Consider the following 17,251-nt stretch of genomic DNA (forward strand, 5'->3'; position numbering starts at 1 on the left):
CCCGCACAGGGGCGACGCTAATAGACCGACATGAACTCAAGGAAAGGCCAACGCCATAAAAAACACAGACCCAGCGCCGCGCAGGCAAAGACCCCCATCAATCGGGCAACTCAGCCGCCCCCATCCTCCTGGCAATAACCCGCGACCGCTGCGCCAAATACTGCGACCCTCGATGCTCATCAAAATACTTAGGCTGCGGCAGCATAACGGCCAATCGAGCCGACTGCGCAGCAGTCAACTTACTCGCCGAAGTCTTGTAGTAATAATGAGCCGCCGCCTCAGCCCCATAAACCCCATTCCCCCACTCAACGGAGTTGAGATAAATCTCAAAGATCCGCTCCTTATCCATCAAGGTCTCGAGCATCCAGGTAATGATGAGCTCCTGCCCCTTCCGGATATAGCTTTTCTCCCGAGACAAAAACAGATTCCGCGCCAACTGCTGAGTAATGGTCGACCCACCGCGAACAATCTTGCCCTTAGCCTTATTCCGCTCCCAGGCCTGCAAAATAGCGTCGGTCTCATACCCATTGTTGTTAACAAAATTCGCATCCTCAGAAGCAATAATCGCCCGCTTCAGATTGCGCGAAATCTGGTCATACGACACCCACGTATGCTGCACCGAAAGATCCGGCCGATCCTGCGACAACCGCCACGCGTCCGACCGCATAAACGCTGTACTGCGCGGATTGACGTAATTCCAAACTGCGATCCGCGCGAAGTAAAACGCCTGCGTCGCGAGCCACGCAATCGCAACCACGGCGCACAGATAGAACACCCATCGCACCGGACCTGGCCGGCTCACGCGCCGCGTTGCTGTCATCGTGCTCTCAATCCTCGTGCGGGAATGTGCCTTAACCTGATACGCCAGCGTTAAGCGTGCGACGGCGCCGTCAACAGCGCACGCAATTCGGCCAGCACCGGCGCGCCGTCAGGCCGCACGCCGCGCCACACGAAAAACGATTCGGCCGCCTGCTCGACCAGCATCCCGAGTCCATCGGCACCGCGCGCGCCCAGCTTCCGCGCGTGCTCCATGAACACGGTCGGATGCGCGCCGTACATCATGTCGTAGGCGAGTGTGCCGCTGCCGAACGCGCGGTCGTCGCACTCGGGCAGCGACGCATCGAGACTTCCCGCCGTCGCGTTGACGATCACATCGTAAGCGCCCGCTTCGATCGCCCGCGCGCTGCCGCCGCTCAGATGACATGCCGCATCACGCGCGGCCTGCGCGAACTGGCCGACCAGCGCCTCGGCTTTCTCCGCCGTGCGATTGACGATGGTCACCGTATGCGGCGCGCGGCCCAGCATTGGCAGCACCACGCCGCGCGCGGCGCCGCCTGCGCCCAGCAACAGAATGCGTGCTCCCTTCAACGACACGCCGAGATTCACCTCGATGTCGCGCACGAGACCGAAACCATCGGTGTTGTCGCCATAGATACCATTTGCGTCGATGCGCAACGTGTTCACCGCCCCCGCCGCCGCCGCGCGCGGCGACAAAGTGTCAGCAAAGGCATGCGCGTCGAGTTTGAACGGCACGGTCACGTTCAGCCCGCGCCCGCCTGCGTCGATGAAGGCCCGCACGTGCGGCACGAACGCATCCACCGGCGCGAGCAGGTGGCCATATTCCACAGGCTCGCCGGTCTGCGCGGCAAACCGTCCATGAATGAACGGCGACTTGCTATGACCGACCGGGTTGCCGATGACCGCATAGCGGTCGCGTGAATCCTGAGTGCTCATCGTCCCGGCTCCGCAATGTGCTGATGGGTGGCGGCACCGTCCGCGCCATCGCTGCTTTCGGCGTCGTCCTTCACAGCAGCCGCGTCGTTGCCGTCGAGTTCGGCTTCGGCCTGCGCCTCGGCTTCGCCTTCGGCGCTCTCGTCCGGGGCGTCGATGATTTCCTCTTCGCCCTCGTCCGCTTCTTCAGCCTCGCTGCCGCTCGTCACGGTGGGCGCGTCGAGCACATGCAGAAGACGCACGGAGGCTTCCACGGTCAACTCATCGATTGACATCACTTCCATCTGCAAACGCGTGCCGCGCGCGTGCACGCCGAGGCCCGGCACATGCAGCAGCAGCGGAATCTCTTCCAGGCGCACCAGATCGCCCTTCACCACCGACGCCACCACCTGCTTCCTGTTCTCCTGCTTCAGCCAGCGCAGGCACCAGAAGTACTCCATGCGACGCTGATGATCGGCGTACGCGGTGTACGTGTCGTCGAAACCTTGCACGACGGCGAACAGATCGGCATCTTTCGGCTTGAACGGCGCGGCCAGTTTCGCGGTCACGCCATGCTGCACGCAGGCGATCAACTGCCACTGGTTCACCAGGTCGACGTAACGGCGCAGCGGCGACGTACTCCACGCGTACTGCGTGACACCGAGGCCTTCGTGCGGCGCGGCGTTGGTCTGCATGCGCGTGCGCTTGGGACCAGTCGGCGCGCCAAAAGCGCGCTGCGTGCGGTAGATGCCCGGCACACCGTGGTCGTGCAGGAACGCGCCCCACGACGAGTTCGCGAGAATCGCCAGTTCGGCGACGATCGTATCGAGCGGCGAACCGCGCCGGCGCGGCGTGATCGTGATGTGCTCGCCTTCAACGTAGAAGTTGAAGTCGGTATTGCGCTGCACTTCGCGACGTAGACCGTAACCGGCGCGCGCGGCCTGGCGCTTTTCGAATAGCGCCTGCGCAAACGGCCACAGCACGGCGATGTCGTCCTTGTGCGGATAGTCGCCGGTGCCGGCGGCGAGCGCCTCTTCGGTGACGAGTTCGTCGAGCGTGTTGTGGCGCAGGTTGTTCTTCACGAACACGCGCTCGGCGCGCGTTTCGCTCGCGACGATCTCCTGCGTCTCGCGATTGACGATCACATACAGCGAAAGCGCCGGACGCAAGCCGCCTTCGGCCAACGTGAACGCTTCGACGACGCTGTCGGGCAGCATGGTGATCTTGTCGCCGGGCATGTACACGGTCGACAAACGCGTGCGCGCGATCGCATCGACCTCGTCGCCACGCTGAATGCCGAGCGCCGGCGCGGCGATATGCACGCCGATCCGCACGCGGCCGTCGGCCAAGTGCTCGACGGAGAAAGCATCGTCGATTTCAGTGGTGGTGATGTCGTCGATCGAGAACGCCTGCACGTCCGCTTCCGGCAGATCTTCCGGCAAGGTGCCGACGGTAACCGGCGGAAAGCCGGTGCCGTGCGGGAAGAACTCGGAGAGGAATTTCGCTTCGTGCAACGCGCGCGCCGACGGAATGGCGCCGTTTTCCAGCATCAGACGCGCCTGCGAAATACCGCGCGCCGCCGCGGCGCCTTCTAGCGCCTTGTACTCGATCGTGTTCTTGTCCGGCTTGGTCAGCAGCCCCAGCGCCTTGCTGCCCGTGAAGGCTTCCGGCAGACGGCCGGCTTTCAATTCATCTTCGTAGCCGACCTGCACCAGCGCCTGCTGACGCTTGCGCTCGAGCCCGGCGAGCGCCATCTTCAGTTGCTCCTGCGGTGCGCGTTGGTACATGCCGCGGCCCTTGCGGCGGAAGTACACCGGCGAGCCATGCATGCGCAGCACCAGCGCGGCGCGCTCGATCGACCCGAAGCGGTCGCCGAAATACTCTGCGCCGAGCGTGGCGAACGGGAATTCGTCGTCAGGCGCGCATTCCCACAGGAAGTCCAGATCGATCTCCTGCGCGGCAGCGTCGGCTTGCTGCATCAGTTCGGCCGCACTCGGCTTTTCGAATTCGATCAGCACATCTTTCGCGCGCACCTTGGCGCGCCGGCCACCCGGCAACTCGACCTGGAAAGCATCGCCTTGGCGCGACAGCACGCTGCCTGCCTTGAAACTGCCCGATTCCTCGAAGAAAACGTTCACTCAATACTCTCGTTCTGTCTTGCATCTGCCGGCGCGCCCGATCCTGCTTTGCGATCGGTCACTGCGTGCGCGGCACGGCAACGTGTTCGTGGTAGTGGATCCGCGGCGCGATACGCGCGCGCCGGCGGCATGAATCATGATGCGCGGCAATCGCCCCGCTGCTGGAACGCCCGGCTTGACGCGACTCTACGCGGCTTCGCGCGGCGCCGGCGGCTCGACGTCTTCCGCGTCGCAGAAGGCCAGCACGTCGTCGACGTATTGCGCGAACTCGCTGATCGCGTGGTCACTCCCTTCGATCAGCGTAGTGCGTGCGCCGGGATAGTGCGCGAGCATTTCGCGGTAGTCGAGCACTTCGTCGCCGGTGGCGGCCATCAAATAATAGCGTTCGGGCCGGGTGATCGAGGCGACGCCGAGCGCGCGCAACTCATCCAGATGATGCGGCTCGACGACGATGCTGCCGCCGCCGTGCCACAACGGCTGCTCGCCGAGGTAGGCGCTCAGATCGCGCTGCGGCACGACCGCCGGATTCAGCAGCACCGCCGGCCAGCCGTGCTTCTCCGCCAGATAGGTGGCGAAATAGCCGCCGAGCGAACTACCGATCAGCGTGACGGTTTGCGGCTGGGCGGCGGCCACCAGCGATTCGGCGAGCGCCACGGTCTCGAACGGCGAAACCGGCAACATTGGGCAGCACCATTCGTCACTGCGGCCGAGCTCGACGAGCCGCGCCGCCAGCAGGCGCGCCTTGAACGAATTGGGCGACGAGCGGAAACCGTGCAGATAAAGGATCACGAAGCGCCTCGCGCGGAAAGGGCGTCGAGCAGTTTCTGATGCACGCCGCCGAAGCCGCCGTTGCTCATCACCAGAATCTGATCGCCGGGGCGCGCTGCGTGGACTACCGCTTTGACCAGCGCGTCGAGATTGTCGAAAGCCTGCGCTTTGCCGCCGAGCGGCGCGAGCGCCTCGCCGAGATTCCAGCCGAGCGCGTCGCGGCCGGCCGGCGCGCCGTAGCCGAACACCAGATCGGCGTCGGCGAGACTGCCCGGCAATTGCGCCTTCATCACGCCGAGCTTCATGGTGTTCGAGCGCGGTTCCAGCACGGCGAGAATCCGCGTGTTGTCACGGCCCACACGGGCGCGCAGCCCGGCCACGGTCGTGTCGATGGCGGTCGGATGGTGCGCGAAGTCGTCGTAGACGGTCACGCCGTCGACGCTGCCGCGCACTTCCATGCGCCGCTTGACGTTGCGAAAGCCAGCCAGCGAGCGGGCGGCCTGCGCCGGCGGCACGCCGACATGGCGCGCGGCGGCGATCGCGGCCAGCGCGTTCATGCGATTGTGCTCGCCTTGCACCTGCCACTCGACCACCCCGACACGCTCACTGTTGTGATAGACGGCGAAACGCTCGTCGACCGGCACGCCGTCTTCCGCCGGCAAGGTTTCCCAGCCGCCCTGCACGCCGAAACGCTCCACTTCGCTCCAGCAACCGCGCGTCAACACGCGTTCGAGCGCGTTTTCGCGGCCGTTCGTGACCACGCGGCCGATTCCCGGCACGGTGCGGATCAGATGATGGAACTGCGTTTCGATCGCGGCCAGATCCGGGAAAATGTCGGCGTGATCGAATTCGAGGTTGTTCAGCACCGCGGTCTTGGGACGGTAATGGACGAACTTCGAGCGCTTGTCGAAGAAGGCCGTGTCGTACTCGTCGGCTTCGATCACGAAGAAGCTGGAATCGGTCAGCCGCGCGGACACGCCGAAATTCAGCGGCACGCCGCCGATCAGGAAGCCCGGATTGAGGCCGGCGTCTTCGAGCAGCCAGGTCAGCATCGAGCTGGTGGTCGTTTTGCCGTGCGTGCCGGCCACCGCCAGCACCCATTTGCCGTTCAGCACATGCTCGCCGAGCCATTGCGGGCCGGAGGTATACGGCAGGCCGCGGTCGAGAATGGCTTCCATCAGCGGGTTGCCGCGCGAGACCACGTTGCCGATCACGAACAGATCCGCGTTCAGGCCGTTCAACTGGTCCGCGTCGTAACCTTCTATCAGACCAATGCCTTGCGCCTCGAGCTGCGTGCTCATGGGCGGATAGACGCCGGCGTCGCAACCCGTCACGGTGTGGCCCGCGCCGCGCGCGAGGACCGCGAGACCGCCCATGAACGTGCCGCAGATACCGAGGATGTGGATGTGCATAAGCCTGTCGTGCCGCGCGGGCGTTTTTCCTGGAAGGGCCCCCTAACCTGTCGCCTCGCGCCAGGCCCCCTGAGGGGGCAAGAAAACGGGGCGCGGCCCGGCGCTTTCCTGAGAGGGATGGGAGCGCAGAAGAGCGGCCGAAACGACCGTCTGCAAAGGACGCTATTGTAACCGACGCCTTTCGATCACCCTATGCGCGCTCGCCTGCGCCGTCTCGTCCGGCGCGCGGTGCGACCCGCCAGGAAAGGCCGTCACCAATCTCTAGTATGATCGAGGGATGGTCCGCAAATCTCATTTCGATCCGCAGCGCGTGCGCGAGGAAATCGCCATCGCGGCTGCCCGCATGATCGCCGAAGACGGTCTGGATTACGCCACGGCGAAGCGCAAAGCCGCCCGGCAAGTGGTCGGCGAGAGCCGTGTTGCCGGCGAATGGCTGCCGGATAACGACCAGATCGAAGAAGAAATCCGCGAATATCAGTCGCTGTTCCAGGGCGACAGCCAGCCTGTGTTGCTGCGGCGGCTGCGCCGCATCGCGGTCGAATGGATGGAGCGGCTCGCGCCGTTCAATCCTTATCTGACCGGTGCGGTGCTCGGCGGCACCGCCGGCGAACACTCGGATATCCACCTTCAGGTGTTCTGCGACAACCCAAAGGAAGTCGCCATCTACTTTCTGAACGCCAACATTCAGTACGACGTCTCGGAAACGCGGCATTTCGCCGGCCGCGGCTATGTCGAAACGCTCAGCTTTCTGTGGCGCCCCACGAACGAAGGGCGCGAGGCTGAACCGGTCGGCCTGCACGTGGCGCTCTACGAAACCGACGATCTGCGTGGCGCAGTGCGCGCCGACGCGCGCGGGCGCACGGCACGCGCCAATTTGCAGGCCGTTCAGACGCTACTCGACGGCAGCGACGTCGCTCCTTCAACCAACTAGACTGACCAAGATGAATACGAGACGGATTCTGGCGGGCGTACTTGTCGCCGCTGTCGCCGCGGGCGGCGGCGTTCTGGCGAACCACTTGCTGAACGGCGGCGTCGAAGAAGTCGCGCATGCCGCGCAACCGGCCTCTCCGCAAAACGCGGTCGCGCAACTCTGGACCGCGCCGGTGACGACAGTCGACGGCAAGCCGCAAACGCTAAGTTTGCTTAAAGGCCACCCAATCGTCGTCAACTTCTGGGCCTCGTGGTGCGGCCCTTGCGTCGAAGAAATGCCCGCGCTGTCGCAACTTCAGCGCGATTACGCGAAAAAAGGCATACAGTTCGTCGGACTTGGCGTGGATTCGGAAAAAAACGTTCAGGTGTTCCTGCAGAAAGTGAAAGTGGCGTACCCGGTCTACGTGACCGGCTTCGGCGGCGCAGACCTCGCGCGCGCCTTCGGCAATACTGCGGGCGGGCTGCCGTTTACCGTCGTAATTGACGCAAAAGGCAACATTCGCTCGACAAAATTAGGACAAATCGACCCGCAGGCGCTGAAACAGACGCTCGACGCCCTTTAAATTTCACATTCTTTTGGCGCTCGATTACCCGCGGAAGGCGCGAAAATAGGCGCAAATCAGACGGATTTGAGAGAAGATGGGCGCCCGGCGCAGCGGCGAAATACCGCCGCCATCAATCCGTACGCGCGCGAAACTAGACAAGTTTCTCTAATCAGCGCTAAAGTGCGCCCAATTCCACGGAAAAAGAAGCGACCATGACGCGACTGCTGGTACTGCACGGACCCAACCTCAACCTTCTCGGCACCCGGGAACCCGAGGTCTATGGTCACGTGACCTTGCCGCAGATCGATCAGGCGCTGGCGGACCGCGCAGCGGACGCAGGCGTCGAACTCGCGTCGTTCCAGAGCAATCATGAAGGCGCCCTGGTGGACCGCATCCAATCCGCGCGGACTGAAAAAACCGATTTCATACTGATCAATCCCGCCGCGTACACGCACACCAGCGTGGCCATTCGGGACGCACTGGCGGGGGTCGGCATCCCGTTCGTCGAGATTCATCTGTCGAACGTGCATCGTCGCGAACCGTTCCGGCATCACTCGTATTTCTCCGACCAGGCTGAGGGCGTGATTTGCGGTCTCGGCTGGAAGGGATATCTGTACGCGCTCGAATTCGCGCTCGACCGGCTGTCCGCCGGCTCGTCGCGCGGCTGATTCCAAACACGTCTAATTTGCGCCGGCTGCGTACGCGCCGGCACTTTACGCATTAAAGGGGCTGCCTGATGGACCTACGTAAACTGAAAACTCTGATCGACCTCGTCTCGGAGTCCGGCATTTCCGAACTCGAAGTGACCGAGGGCGAAGGCAAGGTCCGCATCGTCAAGAATGCGCCGCCGGTTTACGTGCAACCGTCCGCGTCGTACGCGCCGCAATACGCGCAGCCGGCACCGGCACTCGGTGGCGAAGCGCCGGCGGCTGCAGCAGCCGCACCGGCTACGCCGGCTGCCGCCGCGCCGCAAGGCCATGTGGTGACCTCGCCGATGGTCGGCACCTTCTACCGCGCGCCGTCCCCGGGCGCCGATCCGTTCGTCCAGGTGGGCGACACGGTCAAGGAAGGCCAGACGATCTGCATCATCGAAGCGATGAAGCTGCTCAACGAAATCGAGTCGGACAAGTCCGGCGTGGTGAAGGAAATCCTCGTCGAAAACGGTCAGGCGGTCGAGTACGGCCAACCGCTGTTCGTGGTCGGCTGACGCGGCACGCTTTGCGCATGCCGCCCGCGCGCCGTTTTTCTTAGGCGCGCGACCGATCCTCTGAGGCAGCCGGCGTTGTGATCAACCCGGCGCCCATTGATGAGTCGAAAACCCGCTATGTTTGAAAAAATCCTCATTGCCAATCGCGGCGAGATCGCGCTTCGTATCCAGCGCGCCTGCCGCGAACTCGGCGTCAAGACCGTCGTCGTTTATTCCGAAGCCGACAAGGAAGCCAAGTACGTGAAGCTCGCCGACGAGGCCGTCTGTATCGGCCCGGCGCCTTCGAATCTGAGCTACCTGAACATGCCCGCGCTGATCAGCGCGGCGGAAGTCACCGACGCCGAAGCGATTCACCCCGGCTACGGCTTCCTCTCGGAAAACGCCGACTTCGCCGAACGTGTCGAACAGTCCGGCTTCACCTTCATCGGCCCGCGCCCGGAAACGATCCGGATGATGGGCGACAAGGTCACGGCCAAGCAAACCATGATCAAGACCGGCGTGCCTTGCGTGCCGGGTTCGGAAGGCGCGTTGCCGGAAGATCCGAAAGAGATCGTGAAGATTGCCCGCCAGGTCGGCTATCCGGTCATCATCAAAGCCGCCGGCGGCGGCGGTGGCCGCGGCATGCGCGTGGTCCACACGGAAGCGGCGCTGGTCAACGCGGTCAACATGACGCGCGAAGAAGCCGGCCGTGCGTTCGGCAACCCGCAGGTCTACATGGAGAAATTCCTGGAGAACCCGCGGCACATCGAAATTCAGGTGCTGGCCGATTCGTTCAAGAACGCCGTCTGGCTGGGCGAGCGTGATTGCTCGATGCAGCGCCGTCACCAGAAAGTGATCGAAGAAGCGCCGGCGCCGGGTATCGCGCGCCGCCTGATCGACCGCATCGGCGATCGTTGCGCGGACGCCTGCAAGAAGATGGGCTATCTCGGCGCGGGCACGTTCGAGTTCCTCTACGAAAACGGCGAGTTCTACTTCATCGAAATGAACACGCGCGTACAGGTCGAGCATCCGGTGACGGAGCTGATCACGGGCGTCGACATCGTGCAGGAACAGATCCGCATTGCGGCCGGCGAAAAGCTCGCCTTCCGTCAGCGCGACATCGTGTTCAAGGGTCACGCGATTGAATGCCGGATCAACGCGGAAGATCCGTTCAAGTTCATTCCGTCGCCGGGACGCCTGACGTCGTGGCACATGCCGGGCGGCCCCGGCATCCGCGTCGACTCGCACGCCTACAATGGCTATTTCGTGCCGCCGAACTATGATTCGATGATCGGCAAGCTGATCGCTTACGGCGCGACGCGCGAACAGGCGATCAAGCGCATGCGCATTGCCTTGTCGGAGATGGTGGTGGAAGGCATTCAGACCAACATCCCGTTGCATCGCGAGCTGATGCTGGATGCGAAATTCGTCGAAGGCGGCACCAGCATTCACTACCTCGAAAACCGCCTGGCCGCGAAGCTGCAGGCCGCGCCGGAAGAAGCGTAACTCATGAGCTACCGGGAACTGATCGCCGAACTGGCACGCGAGCACGCGGAGGAATTCTCCGACGCGCTGCTCGAGTTGGGCGCGTTGTCCGTGTCGGTCGAAGATGCGGACGCCGACACGCCCGACGAGCAGCCGCTGTTCGGCGAGCCCGGTCTCACGCCGGATCGCACGGCGTGGCAGCGTTCGCGCGTGATCGCGCTGCTCGCGCCGGAACACGAGCCGGCGGTGTTGCTCACCGCCGCAGCCAATGAAATCGGATTGGCGGCGGCGCCGTCGTTCACCGTGCGTGAAGTCGAAGATCAGGATTGGGTGCGGCTCACGCAGTCGCAGTTCGATCCGATCAAGATCGGCGAGCGCATCTGGGTCGTGCCGTCGTGGCACGACGCGCCGGACCCCGAAGCACTGGTGCTGGAACTGGATCCGGGGCTCGCTTTCGGCACCGGCAGCCATCCCACCACGCGGCTTTGCATGGAATGGCTGGAGCAGTCGGTTGAACCCGAGCAATCGGTTCTCGACTACGGCTGCGGCTCCGGCATTCTCGCGATCCTCGCGAAAAAGTGCGGCGCGAATCCCGTGTACGGCATCGACATCGATCCGCAAGCGGTCGAATCGGCGCGCCACAACAGCGAGCGCAATCGTGCGGAAGTCACGTACGGTTTGCCCGACGAATGCCCTACCGGCGAGTTCGATATCGTGGTCGCCAATATCCTGTCCAACCCGCTCAAGCTGATGGCTTCGATGCTCTCGTCGAAGGTCAAACCGGGTGGCAAGATCGCGCTGTCCGGCATTCTGGCGCGGCAAGCGGACGAGGTCGCGCAGGTCTACTCACGGTGGATCGACATCAGCGTATGGCGCGAACACGAAGGTTGGGTATGTCTGGCGGGAACGCGTCGCGAAAGCCATTAGAATAAGGCGTATTGTCCAACCAACGGCCTTCCGGCTTATCGGCTCAATATGCTCCTGGCAACACGTTGCCCCTTCTGCGAAACCGTCTTCCGCCTGCAAACGGAACAACTTGCGCTGCGCCGCGGCCTGGTGCGCTGCGGGCATTGCCAGGAAGTATTCGACGCGTCGAGCAGCCTGTTCGACATCAGCGAAGGCGGTGACTTCTCGACCGCCAAACCGGTTGCCGCAGCCGCGGCGATCGAAGCGCTTTCGGGCGTGCGTCCCAAGGGCCCCGACTTCAGCGCCGAAGCATGGGATCCGTGGGCGCCGTCACCCGACGCCGCCATCGACAACCGTCTGCGTCACAACGCCAGCAATGTGCCGCTCTCACCGGTTTCCACCGGCGCAGGCGTCGCGGTCACACCGCGCCACGCTACGGAACCCGAACTCCCGCCCGGCGCATCCACCGCACCGCTTCCGCCCGACGACGAACCACTGCTCGCGGACGCGCCGCTCGACCCCTTCGCTTATCACCTCGATCCACCCGAGGAAGCAGCGCCGCGCGTCTGGCACAAGACCGAGCGCGCTTCCGACGCGCCGCTGGACGAGCCGCTCGAAGAGCCGGTTCTGGACGAGCCGGCTACCTTGTATGGCATTCCTGACAATGAGCCGCGTTTCGGTGCGGCCGGCGTAGGTGCTGCCGGCGTAGGTGCGGCTGCGGGCGCAGGCGCAGCCGGCTTTGCTGCCGCCGGCCCGGCCGCCGCCACTGGCCCGGTCTCCCCCAGCGGTGAGCCCTTCTCCGTGCAGCCCGTCAACGACGGCGCCGATCCCTTCCCCGTGGTGCGCGAAACCCGCCCGGCCGAACCGCGGCGCATGGGCTGGATCATCGCCGGCTCGGTGGTGGCGGCGCTATTGATCATCGCGCTGCTCGCGCAGCTCGCCTGGTGGCAACGCGAAACGGTGATGGTGTATTTCCCGCGCTCGCAGACGCTCTACGCGAAGGCCTGCTTGACGCTCGGCTGCCAGGTCACGCCGCCGCACGACATCGACGGTTTGCAGGTCGAGCCGTCCGATCTGCGGCAAATCGACGGCCCGCACAAGCTCGAACTGAAGATGCCGCTGCGCAACCGCTTCAATATTGCGCTCGCCTATCCGGCCATCGAACTCACGCTGCTCGACGACCAGAACAACGTCGCAGTACGCCGCGTGCTGTGGCCGCAAGACTACGTCCCGCCCGGCACGCAGATCGCGGCCGGCCTGCCCGCGCATACGACTCAGACCATGATCGTGCATCTCGACACGGGCAATGCGGTCGCTTCCAATTTCCGCGTACAGATTTTTTATCCGTAACGCATCCTCGCGCGCCTGGCGCTGACCGGGCGCGTTCACCGTCAATCCTGACGATTTTTCGGAGCACGACAACATGAGTCAAGTCACGCTGGGTGGCAACCCGATCGAAGTAGCCGGCACGTTCCCGTCGGTAGGCCAGGCCGCTCCCGCTTTCTCGCTGGTCGGCAAGGATCTGAAGACGCTGTCGCTCGCCGATTTCGCCGGCAAGCGCAAAGTGCTGAACATTGTCCCGAGTCTCGACACGCCGACTTGCGCCACCTCGACCCGCAAGTTCAACGAAGCCGCGGCCAAGCTGACCAACACGGCTGTGATCGTCGTGTCGGGCGACCTGCCGTTCGCCGCGTCGCGCTTCTGCACGACCGAAGGCATCGAGAACGTCGTCACGGCGTCCACCTTCCGCGGCCATGAGTTCGCGCAAGCCTACGGTGTCGACGTGACGAGCGGCCCGCTGACCGGCCTGACGGCACGCGCCGTGGTGGTGGTCGACGAGAACGACAAGGTCGTTCACGCTGAACTGGTCGGCGAAATCAAGAACGAACCGAACTACGACGCAGCCCTCGCCGCGCTGAAGTAACACCTTCGCGCACGAACCCGGCGCCGCGCTTCATGCGCGGCGCTGTCACGTCGTCGCGCCCATTCTCTTTATCGTTTTTACAGGAACGCTCGCCTTGGCTACGCTGATTTGCGGCTCGCTCGCCTACGACAACATCATGACCTTCGAAGGCCGGTTCCGGGAGCACATCCTGCCGGAGCAGGTCCACATCCTGAACGTCAGCTTTCTCGTGCCGACCATGCGCCGCGAGTTCGGCGGCTGCGCGGGCAACATCGCCTACTCGCTGCATCTGCTGGGCGGCGACGCGCGCATCATGGGCACGCTCGGCTCGGTCGACGCGCAGCTCTATATGGACCGGTTCAAGCAGCTCGGCCTGTCGACGGAGAGCGTGCTGGTCGTGCCGGACGCCTATACGGCGCAGGCAATGATCACCACGGATCTGGAAAACAATCAGATCACCGCGTTCCACCCGGGCGCGATGATGCAGTCGCATCTGAATCGCGCCGACGAGGCCAAGGGCATCACGCTCGGCATCGTCGGGCCGGACGGTTACGACGGCATGATCCAGCACGCCGAGCATCTGGCGGCCGCGGGTGTGCCGTTCATCTTCGATCCGGGCCAGGGCTTGCCGCTCTTCGACGGCGCCTCGCTGCGGCGCATGATTGAACTCGCTACCTATGTAGCGGTCAATGATTACGAAGCCAAACTGGTGAGCAATAAAACGGGTTGGTCGATCGAAGAGATCGCCGGCAAGGTGGAGGCGCTGATCGTCACGCTCGGCGAGCAAGGCGCGCAGATCCATCATGCAGGTGGCATCGAAGAGATTCCGGCGGTCAAGGCACAGCAAGTGCTCGATCCGACAGGTTGCGGCGACGCGTTCCGCGGCGGCTTGCTGTACGGCATCGAGAACAAGCTCGGCTGGGCCACCACCGGCCGTCTGGCGAGCCTGATGGGCGCGCTGAAGATCGAGCATCAGGGCCCGCAAAACTATGCGCCCGGCCGGGCCGAGATCAACGAGCGGTTCAAGCAGGCGTTCGGGTACGACCTGCCGTAATACCGAGAGCTATTGGAGTTTAGGGAATGAGAACAACGAGTCGCCTGGTCGTGGCCGCCTTGATTGCCGGTTCGCTGGCCATGTCGGGGTGCGCGTACAACAGCAGTTCTGCGGACGTGTACACGGCGTCGCAGGCACAGCGTGAAGAAACGGTTCGCATGGGCACGGTCGACAGCGTGCGCGCAGTGAAGATCAGTTCGAACAACGGCCAGCCGAGCGGAATCGGCGCGATCGGCGGCGGCGCCTTGGGCGCGGTAGCCGGCAGCACAATCGGCGGTGGCACCGGCTCGATCATCACGGGCATCATCGGCGGTCTGGCGGGTGCGGTGGCCGGCAACTCGATCGAAAACGGCGTCGCCGTGCGCGACGGTCTCGAGGTCACCGTGCGGCTCGATAACGGCGACATGCGCGCCATCACGCAAAGCGCCACCGGCGAGATCTTCCGGGCCGGCGAGCGCGTGCGGCTACTCTCCAGCGGCGGCGTCACGCGCGTCACGCACTAAGTTTCCCCTCTCGCGCGGCGAGGCTTTCTGCCGCCGCGACGACCTCACACGCATGCCCTCCCCTGTGCATGCGTTTTTTTTCGCTTGCAAGTTTCTCGCCGGGCAAAAAAAATCCCGTCGCCGGAAATCGGCAACGGGACCCTGACCGAGTAGCGCTCGCCACGCTACTCAAGCGCTACTCGATCATCGGACACATCATGCGACGTGTCGAAGTACTTCTACCGCTTGTCGTCCAGCTTACGGACGGCTGCCCGTCGGGAACGGCCATGCCGCTGCCGGGTTCAGCGCGGTCTTCACCGTCGCCGCCGGTGCGCTCGAGACGGAAGTCGCTGCGGGTGCGGGAGCCGCCTTCTTGGCGACAGCCTTCTTCGCAGGGGCAGCCTTCTTGGCAGGAGCAGCGGCCTTCTTCGCGGCAGCCTTCTTGGCAGGCGCAGCCTTTTTAGCGGCAGCCTTTTTCGCGGGCGCAGCCTTTTTAGCAGCAGCCTTTTTCGCAGGCGCAGCCTTCTTGGCAGCAGCCTTCTTAGCCGGCGCAGCCTTCTTCGCTGCAGCCTTCTTGGCCGGTGCTGCCTTCTTTGCTGCAACCTTCTTCACAGCGGCTTTCTTAGCCGGTGCTGCCTTCTTCGCCGCAACCTTCTTCACTGCGACTTTCTTGGCTGCTACCTTCTTGGCCGGAGCAGCTTTCTTCGCTGCAGCCTTCTTGGCCGGTGCTGCCTTCTTCGCTGCAACCTTCTTCACTGCCACTTTCTTGGCAGCGACTTTCTTTGCCGGAGCAGCCTTCTTAGCCGGAGCAGCCTTCTTTGCTGCGACCTTCTTGGCTGCGGGTTTCTTAGCGGCGGCTTTTTTTGCAGTTGCCATCATTTTCTCCTTCAGGTTTTCAGATGAGAGTCAGTTCAAACTACACCCTTCGTCAAAACCCGCTTCCCGCGGACGCTTCTCAGGGCGCGCGCTACGAAGCGGGCTATTCATCGGCGTACGCAGGTGCTGCGCGCTTACGCTAATGAATGCGGTAAGGCGCGCCGTGCCAAAAGGCACCGCGCGCCAGATCTGTTCGGCGTGAAAGCTCAACGCCGGCAATTGCTTGATCGAGCCGCCGGCAATGACGCCAGCGGCTTTTTCCGGGGGGAAGTTTGCCCATCCCACTGAAGGGTTCGCAAAGTGCCTGTCATAGTTGTGGGCCGCGAAGGCACGCGGCGCACCGGGCATGCTTTGCATCAGGCGATTCTGCTCCTAACCAAAATTGCCGCGGCCCAAGCCGACGGCATCCCCATCGATGAATGCATCTGCAGCACGAACCCGGATCACTCCCAGGTCAGCGCGCCGCCAGTCTGATATTCGATCACTCGCGTCTCGAAGAAGTTGCGTTCCTTCTTCAGGTCGATCATCTCGCTCATCCACGGGAACGGGTTTTCCTCGTTCGGGTACAGCGGATCGAGACCGATCTGCTGGCAACGGCGGTTGCAGATGAAGCGCAGATAGCTCTTGAACATCGACGCATTGAGGCCGAGCACCCCGCGCGGCATCGTGTCTTCTGCGTAACGATATTCAAGTTCGACCGCTTGCTGGAAGATCTCGCGGATTTCCGCGCGGAACTCAGCCGTCCAGAGCTGCGGGTTTTCGAGTTTGATCTGGTTGATCAGGTCGATGCCGAAGTTGCAGTGCATCGACTCGTCGCGCAGGATGTACTGGTACTGTTCCGCCGCGCCGGTCATCTTGTTCTGACGACCCAGCGCCAGGATTTGGGTAAAGCCGACGTAGAAGAACAGGCCTTCCATCACACAGGCGAACACGATCAGCGAGCGCAGCAGCGTCTGGTCTGCCTCGAGCGTGCCGGTCTTGAAGGCCGGGTCGGTCAGCGTGTGGATGAACGGAATCAGGAATTCGTCTTTCGCGCGGATCGAGGAAACCTCGTGATACGCGTTGAAGATTTCGCCTTCGTCGAGGCCCAGGGACTCGACGATGTACTGGTAGGCGTGCGTGTGGATCGCCTCTTCGAACGCCTGGCGCAGCAGGAACTGGCGGCATTCGGGCGCCGTGATGTGGCGGTAGGTGCCCAGCACGATATTGTTGGCGGCGAGGGAATCGGCCGTCACGAAGAAGCCCAGGTTGCGCTTGACGATGCGGCGCTCGTCTTCGGTCAGACCGTTCGGGTCTTTCCAGAGGGCGATGTCGCGCGACATGTTCACTTCTTGCGGCATCCAGTGGTTGGCACAACCAGCCAGATACTTTTCCCAGGCCCACTTGTATTTGAACGGCACCAACTGATTGACGTCGGTCTGGCCGTTGATGATGCGCTTGTCGGCGACGTTGACCCGCGCTTCCGAAACGGCAGCCGTTCCAGCAGCAGCGTTGGTCACATGAGCGACGGGAGCGACAGCAATGTCGTTCGCGAAGACGTCTTGAGCCGAGGGAGCATGAGGAGCGGAACGCGTTCCGACTTGCGAACCGACAGCCGATCCCGCAGCGTTGCGCAACACATTCTGTTGCGTAGCGCTCGAGGGAGTTACGGCAGTGATCTCGTCATCCCAGTTGAGCATAAATGTCACCATCAATTTAGAACGGTTTGTACCATCTTTTCACGAGCGATAAAAGAGTTCGCTGATGAAAAATCCTGTTTTCGATTCGCGTTGCTACGTTCATACAACACTTTGTTCAACAGAGTGTGTGCATCACCTCATGTGAAGCGTGTTGAACGTGTGTCGTCGAAGTGCTTC

Annotated in this window: 18 protein-coding genes; 10 read left to right on the forward strand and 8 right to left on the reverse strand. The window is 63.2% G+C overall.

Annotation, left to right across the window (positions count from 1 at the left end):
• Positions 1-97 precede the first annotated feature (97 nt).
• The 5 genes from mtgA to mpl form a co-directional block, all read right to left on the reverse strand.
• On the reverse strand, positions 98-820 hold the full coding sequence (mtgA, locus tag P0D73_RS35025) for a monofunctional biosynthetic peptidoglycan transglycosylase (protein ID WP_408290485.1): 723 nt from the start codon (positions 818-820) through the stop codon (positions 98-100).
• 50 nt (positions 821-870) lie between these two features.
• Entirely contained in the window at positions 871-1,734 is an 864-nt protein-coding gene (gene aroE, locus P0D73_RS35030) for a shikimate dehydrogenase (protein WP_408290483.1), read from the reverse strand.
• On the reverse strand, positions 1,731-3,848 hold the full coding sequence (locus tag P0D73_RS35035; RefSeq protein WP_408434927.1) for a ribonuclease catalytic domain-containing protein: 2,118 nt from the start codon (positions 3,846-3,848) through the stop codon (positions 1,731-1,733). The genes aroE and P0D73_RS35035 overlap by 4 nt, the downstream gene beginning before the upstream one ends.
• A gap of 186 nt (positions 3,849-4,034) precedes the next feature.
• Positions 4,035-4,637, reverse strand: coding sequence for a YqiA/YcfP family alpha/beta fold hydrolase (locus tag P0D73_RS35040; RefSeq protein ID WP_408434929.1), 603 nt, complete (start codon positions 4,635-4,637; stop codon positions 4,035-4,037).
• On the reverse strand, positions 4,634-6,028 hold the full coding sequence (mpl, locus tag P0D73_RS35045) for a UDP-N-acetylmuramate:L-alanyl-gamma-D-glutamyl-meso-diaminopimelate ligase (RefSeq protein WP_408434931.1): 1,395 nt from the start codon (positions 6,026-6,028) through the stop codon (positions 4,634-4,636). Before mpl ends, P0D73_RS35040 begins: the two co-directional genes overlap by 4 nt.
• Before the next feature lie 277 nt (positions 6,029-6,305).
• Here mpl and P0D73_RS35050 point away from each other — a divergent pair, with 277 nt between their 5' ends.
• The 10 genes from P0D73_RS35050 to P0D73_RS35095 all read left to right on the forward strand — a co-directional run bounded on the left by P0D73_RS35050 (position 6,306) and on the right by P0D73_RS35095 (position 14,540).
• Entirely contained in the window at positions 6,306-6,959 is a 654-nt protein-coding gene (locus P0D73_RS35050; RefSeq protein WP_132373008.1) for a UDP-N-acetylmuramate--alanine ligase, read from the forward strand.
• A 10-nt stretch (positions 6,960-6,969) separates the two neighbouring features.
• A complete protein-coding gene (locus P0D73_RS35055) occupies positions 6,970-7,521 on the forward strand; it encodes a TlpA family protein disulfide reductase (RefSeq protein WP_408318550.1) in 552 nt (183 codons plus the stop codon).
• A 194-nt stretch (positions 7,522-7,715) separates the two neighbouring features.
• Positions 7,716-8,171 (forward strand): type II 3-dehydroquinate dehydratase, encoded by a 456-nt coding sequence (gene aroQ, locus P0D73_RS35060; RefSeq protein ID WP_132373004.1) that lies wholly within the window; start codon positions 7,716-7,718, stop codon positions 8,169-8,171.
• A 68-nt stretch (positions 8,172-8,239) separates the two neighbouring features.
• A complete protein-coding gene (gene accB, locus P0D73_RS35065) occupies positions 8,240-8,710 on the forward strand; it encodes an acetyl-CoA carboxylase biotin carboxyl carrier protein (RefSeq protein WP_408180872.1) in 471 nt (156 codons plus the stop codon).
• A gap of 117 nt (positions 8,711-8,827) precedes the next feature.
• A complete protein-coding gene (gene accC, locus P0D73_RS35070) occupies positions 8,828-10,195 on the forward strand; it encodes an acetyl-CoA carboxylase biotin carboxylase subunit (protein WP_012434380.1) in 1,368 nt (455 codons plus the stop codon).
• A gap of 3 nt (positions 10,196-10,198) precedes the next feature.
• The gene (prmA, locus tag P0D73_RS35075; protein WP_408434933.1) at positions 10,199-11,101 is read left to right on the forward strand and encodes a 50S ribosomal protein L11 methyltransferase; all 903 of its coding nucleotides are present in this window, start codon (positions 10,199-10,201) and stop codon (positions 11,099-11,101) included.
• Positions 11,102-11,149: 48 nt separating this feature from the next.
• Positions 11,150-12,430 (forward strand): zinc-ribbon and DUF3426 domain-containing protein, encoded by a 1,281-nt coding sequence (locus tag P0D73_RS35080; protein ID WP_408290467.1) that lies wholly within the window; start codon positions 11,150-11,152, stop codon positions 12,428-12,430.
• Positions 12,431-12,503: 73 nt separating this feature from the next.
• On the forward strand, positions 12,504-13,004 hold the full coding sequence (tpx, locus tag P0D73_RS35085) for a thiol peroxidase (RefSeq protein WP_408180869.1): 501 nt from the start codon (positions 12,504-12,506) through the stop codon (positions 13,002-13,004).
• A 94-nt stretch (positions 13,005-13,098) separates the two neighbouring features.
• The gene (locus P0D73_RS35090; protein ID WP_132372992.1) at positions 13,099-14,037 is read left to right on the forward strand and encodes a carbohydrate kinase family protein; all 939 of its coding nucleotides are present in this window, start codon (positions 13,099-13,101) and stop codon (positions 14,035-14,037) included.
• A gap of 26 nt (positions 14,038-14,063) precedes the next feature.
• Entirely contained in the window at positions 14,064-14,540 is a 477-nt protein-coding gene (locus tag P0D73_RS35095; protein WP_408180868.1) for an outer membrane lipoprotein, read from the forward strand.
• A gap of 237 nt (positions 14,541-14,777) precedes the next feature.
• On the opposite strand, the gene P0D73_RS35100 is transcribed toward P0D73_RS35095, so the two are convergent.
• From P0D73_RS35100 to P0D73_RS35110, 3 genes are all read right to left on the reverse strand, one after another.
• On the reverse strand, positions 14,778-15,395 hold the full coding sequence (locus tag P0D73_RS35100; RefSeq protein WP_132372988.1) for a histone H1-like DNA-binding protein: 618 nt from the start codon (positions 15,393-15,395) through the stop codon (positions 14,778-14,780).
• 30 nt (positions 15,396-15,425) lie between these two features.
• Complete coding sequence (locus tag P0D73_RS35105) at positions 15,426-15,752, reverse strand: hypothetical protein (RefSeq protein WP_132372986.1); 327 nt, start codon at positions 15,750-15,752, stop codon at positions 15,426-15,428.
• 86 nt (positions 15,753-15,838) lie between these two features.
• Positions 15,839-17,074: a ribonucleotide-diphosphate reductase subunit beta gene (locus P0D73_RS35110; RefSeq protein ID WP_132372984.1), complete on the reverse strand. Its 1,236-nt coding sequence runs from the start codon at positions 17,072-17,074 to the stop codon at positions 15,839-15,841.
• Positions 17,075-17,251 lie beyond the last annotated feature (177 nt).

This window comes from Paraburkholderia sp. RL18-101-BIB-B (genome assembly GCF_046026985.1).
Classification (GTDB): Bacteria; Pseudomonadota; Gammaproteobacteria; order Burkholderiales; family Burkholderiaceae; genus Paraburkholderia.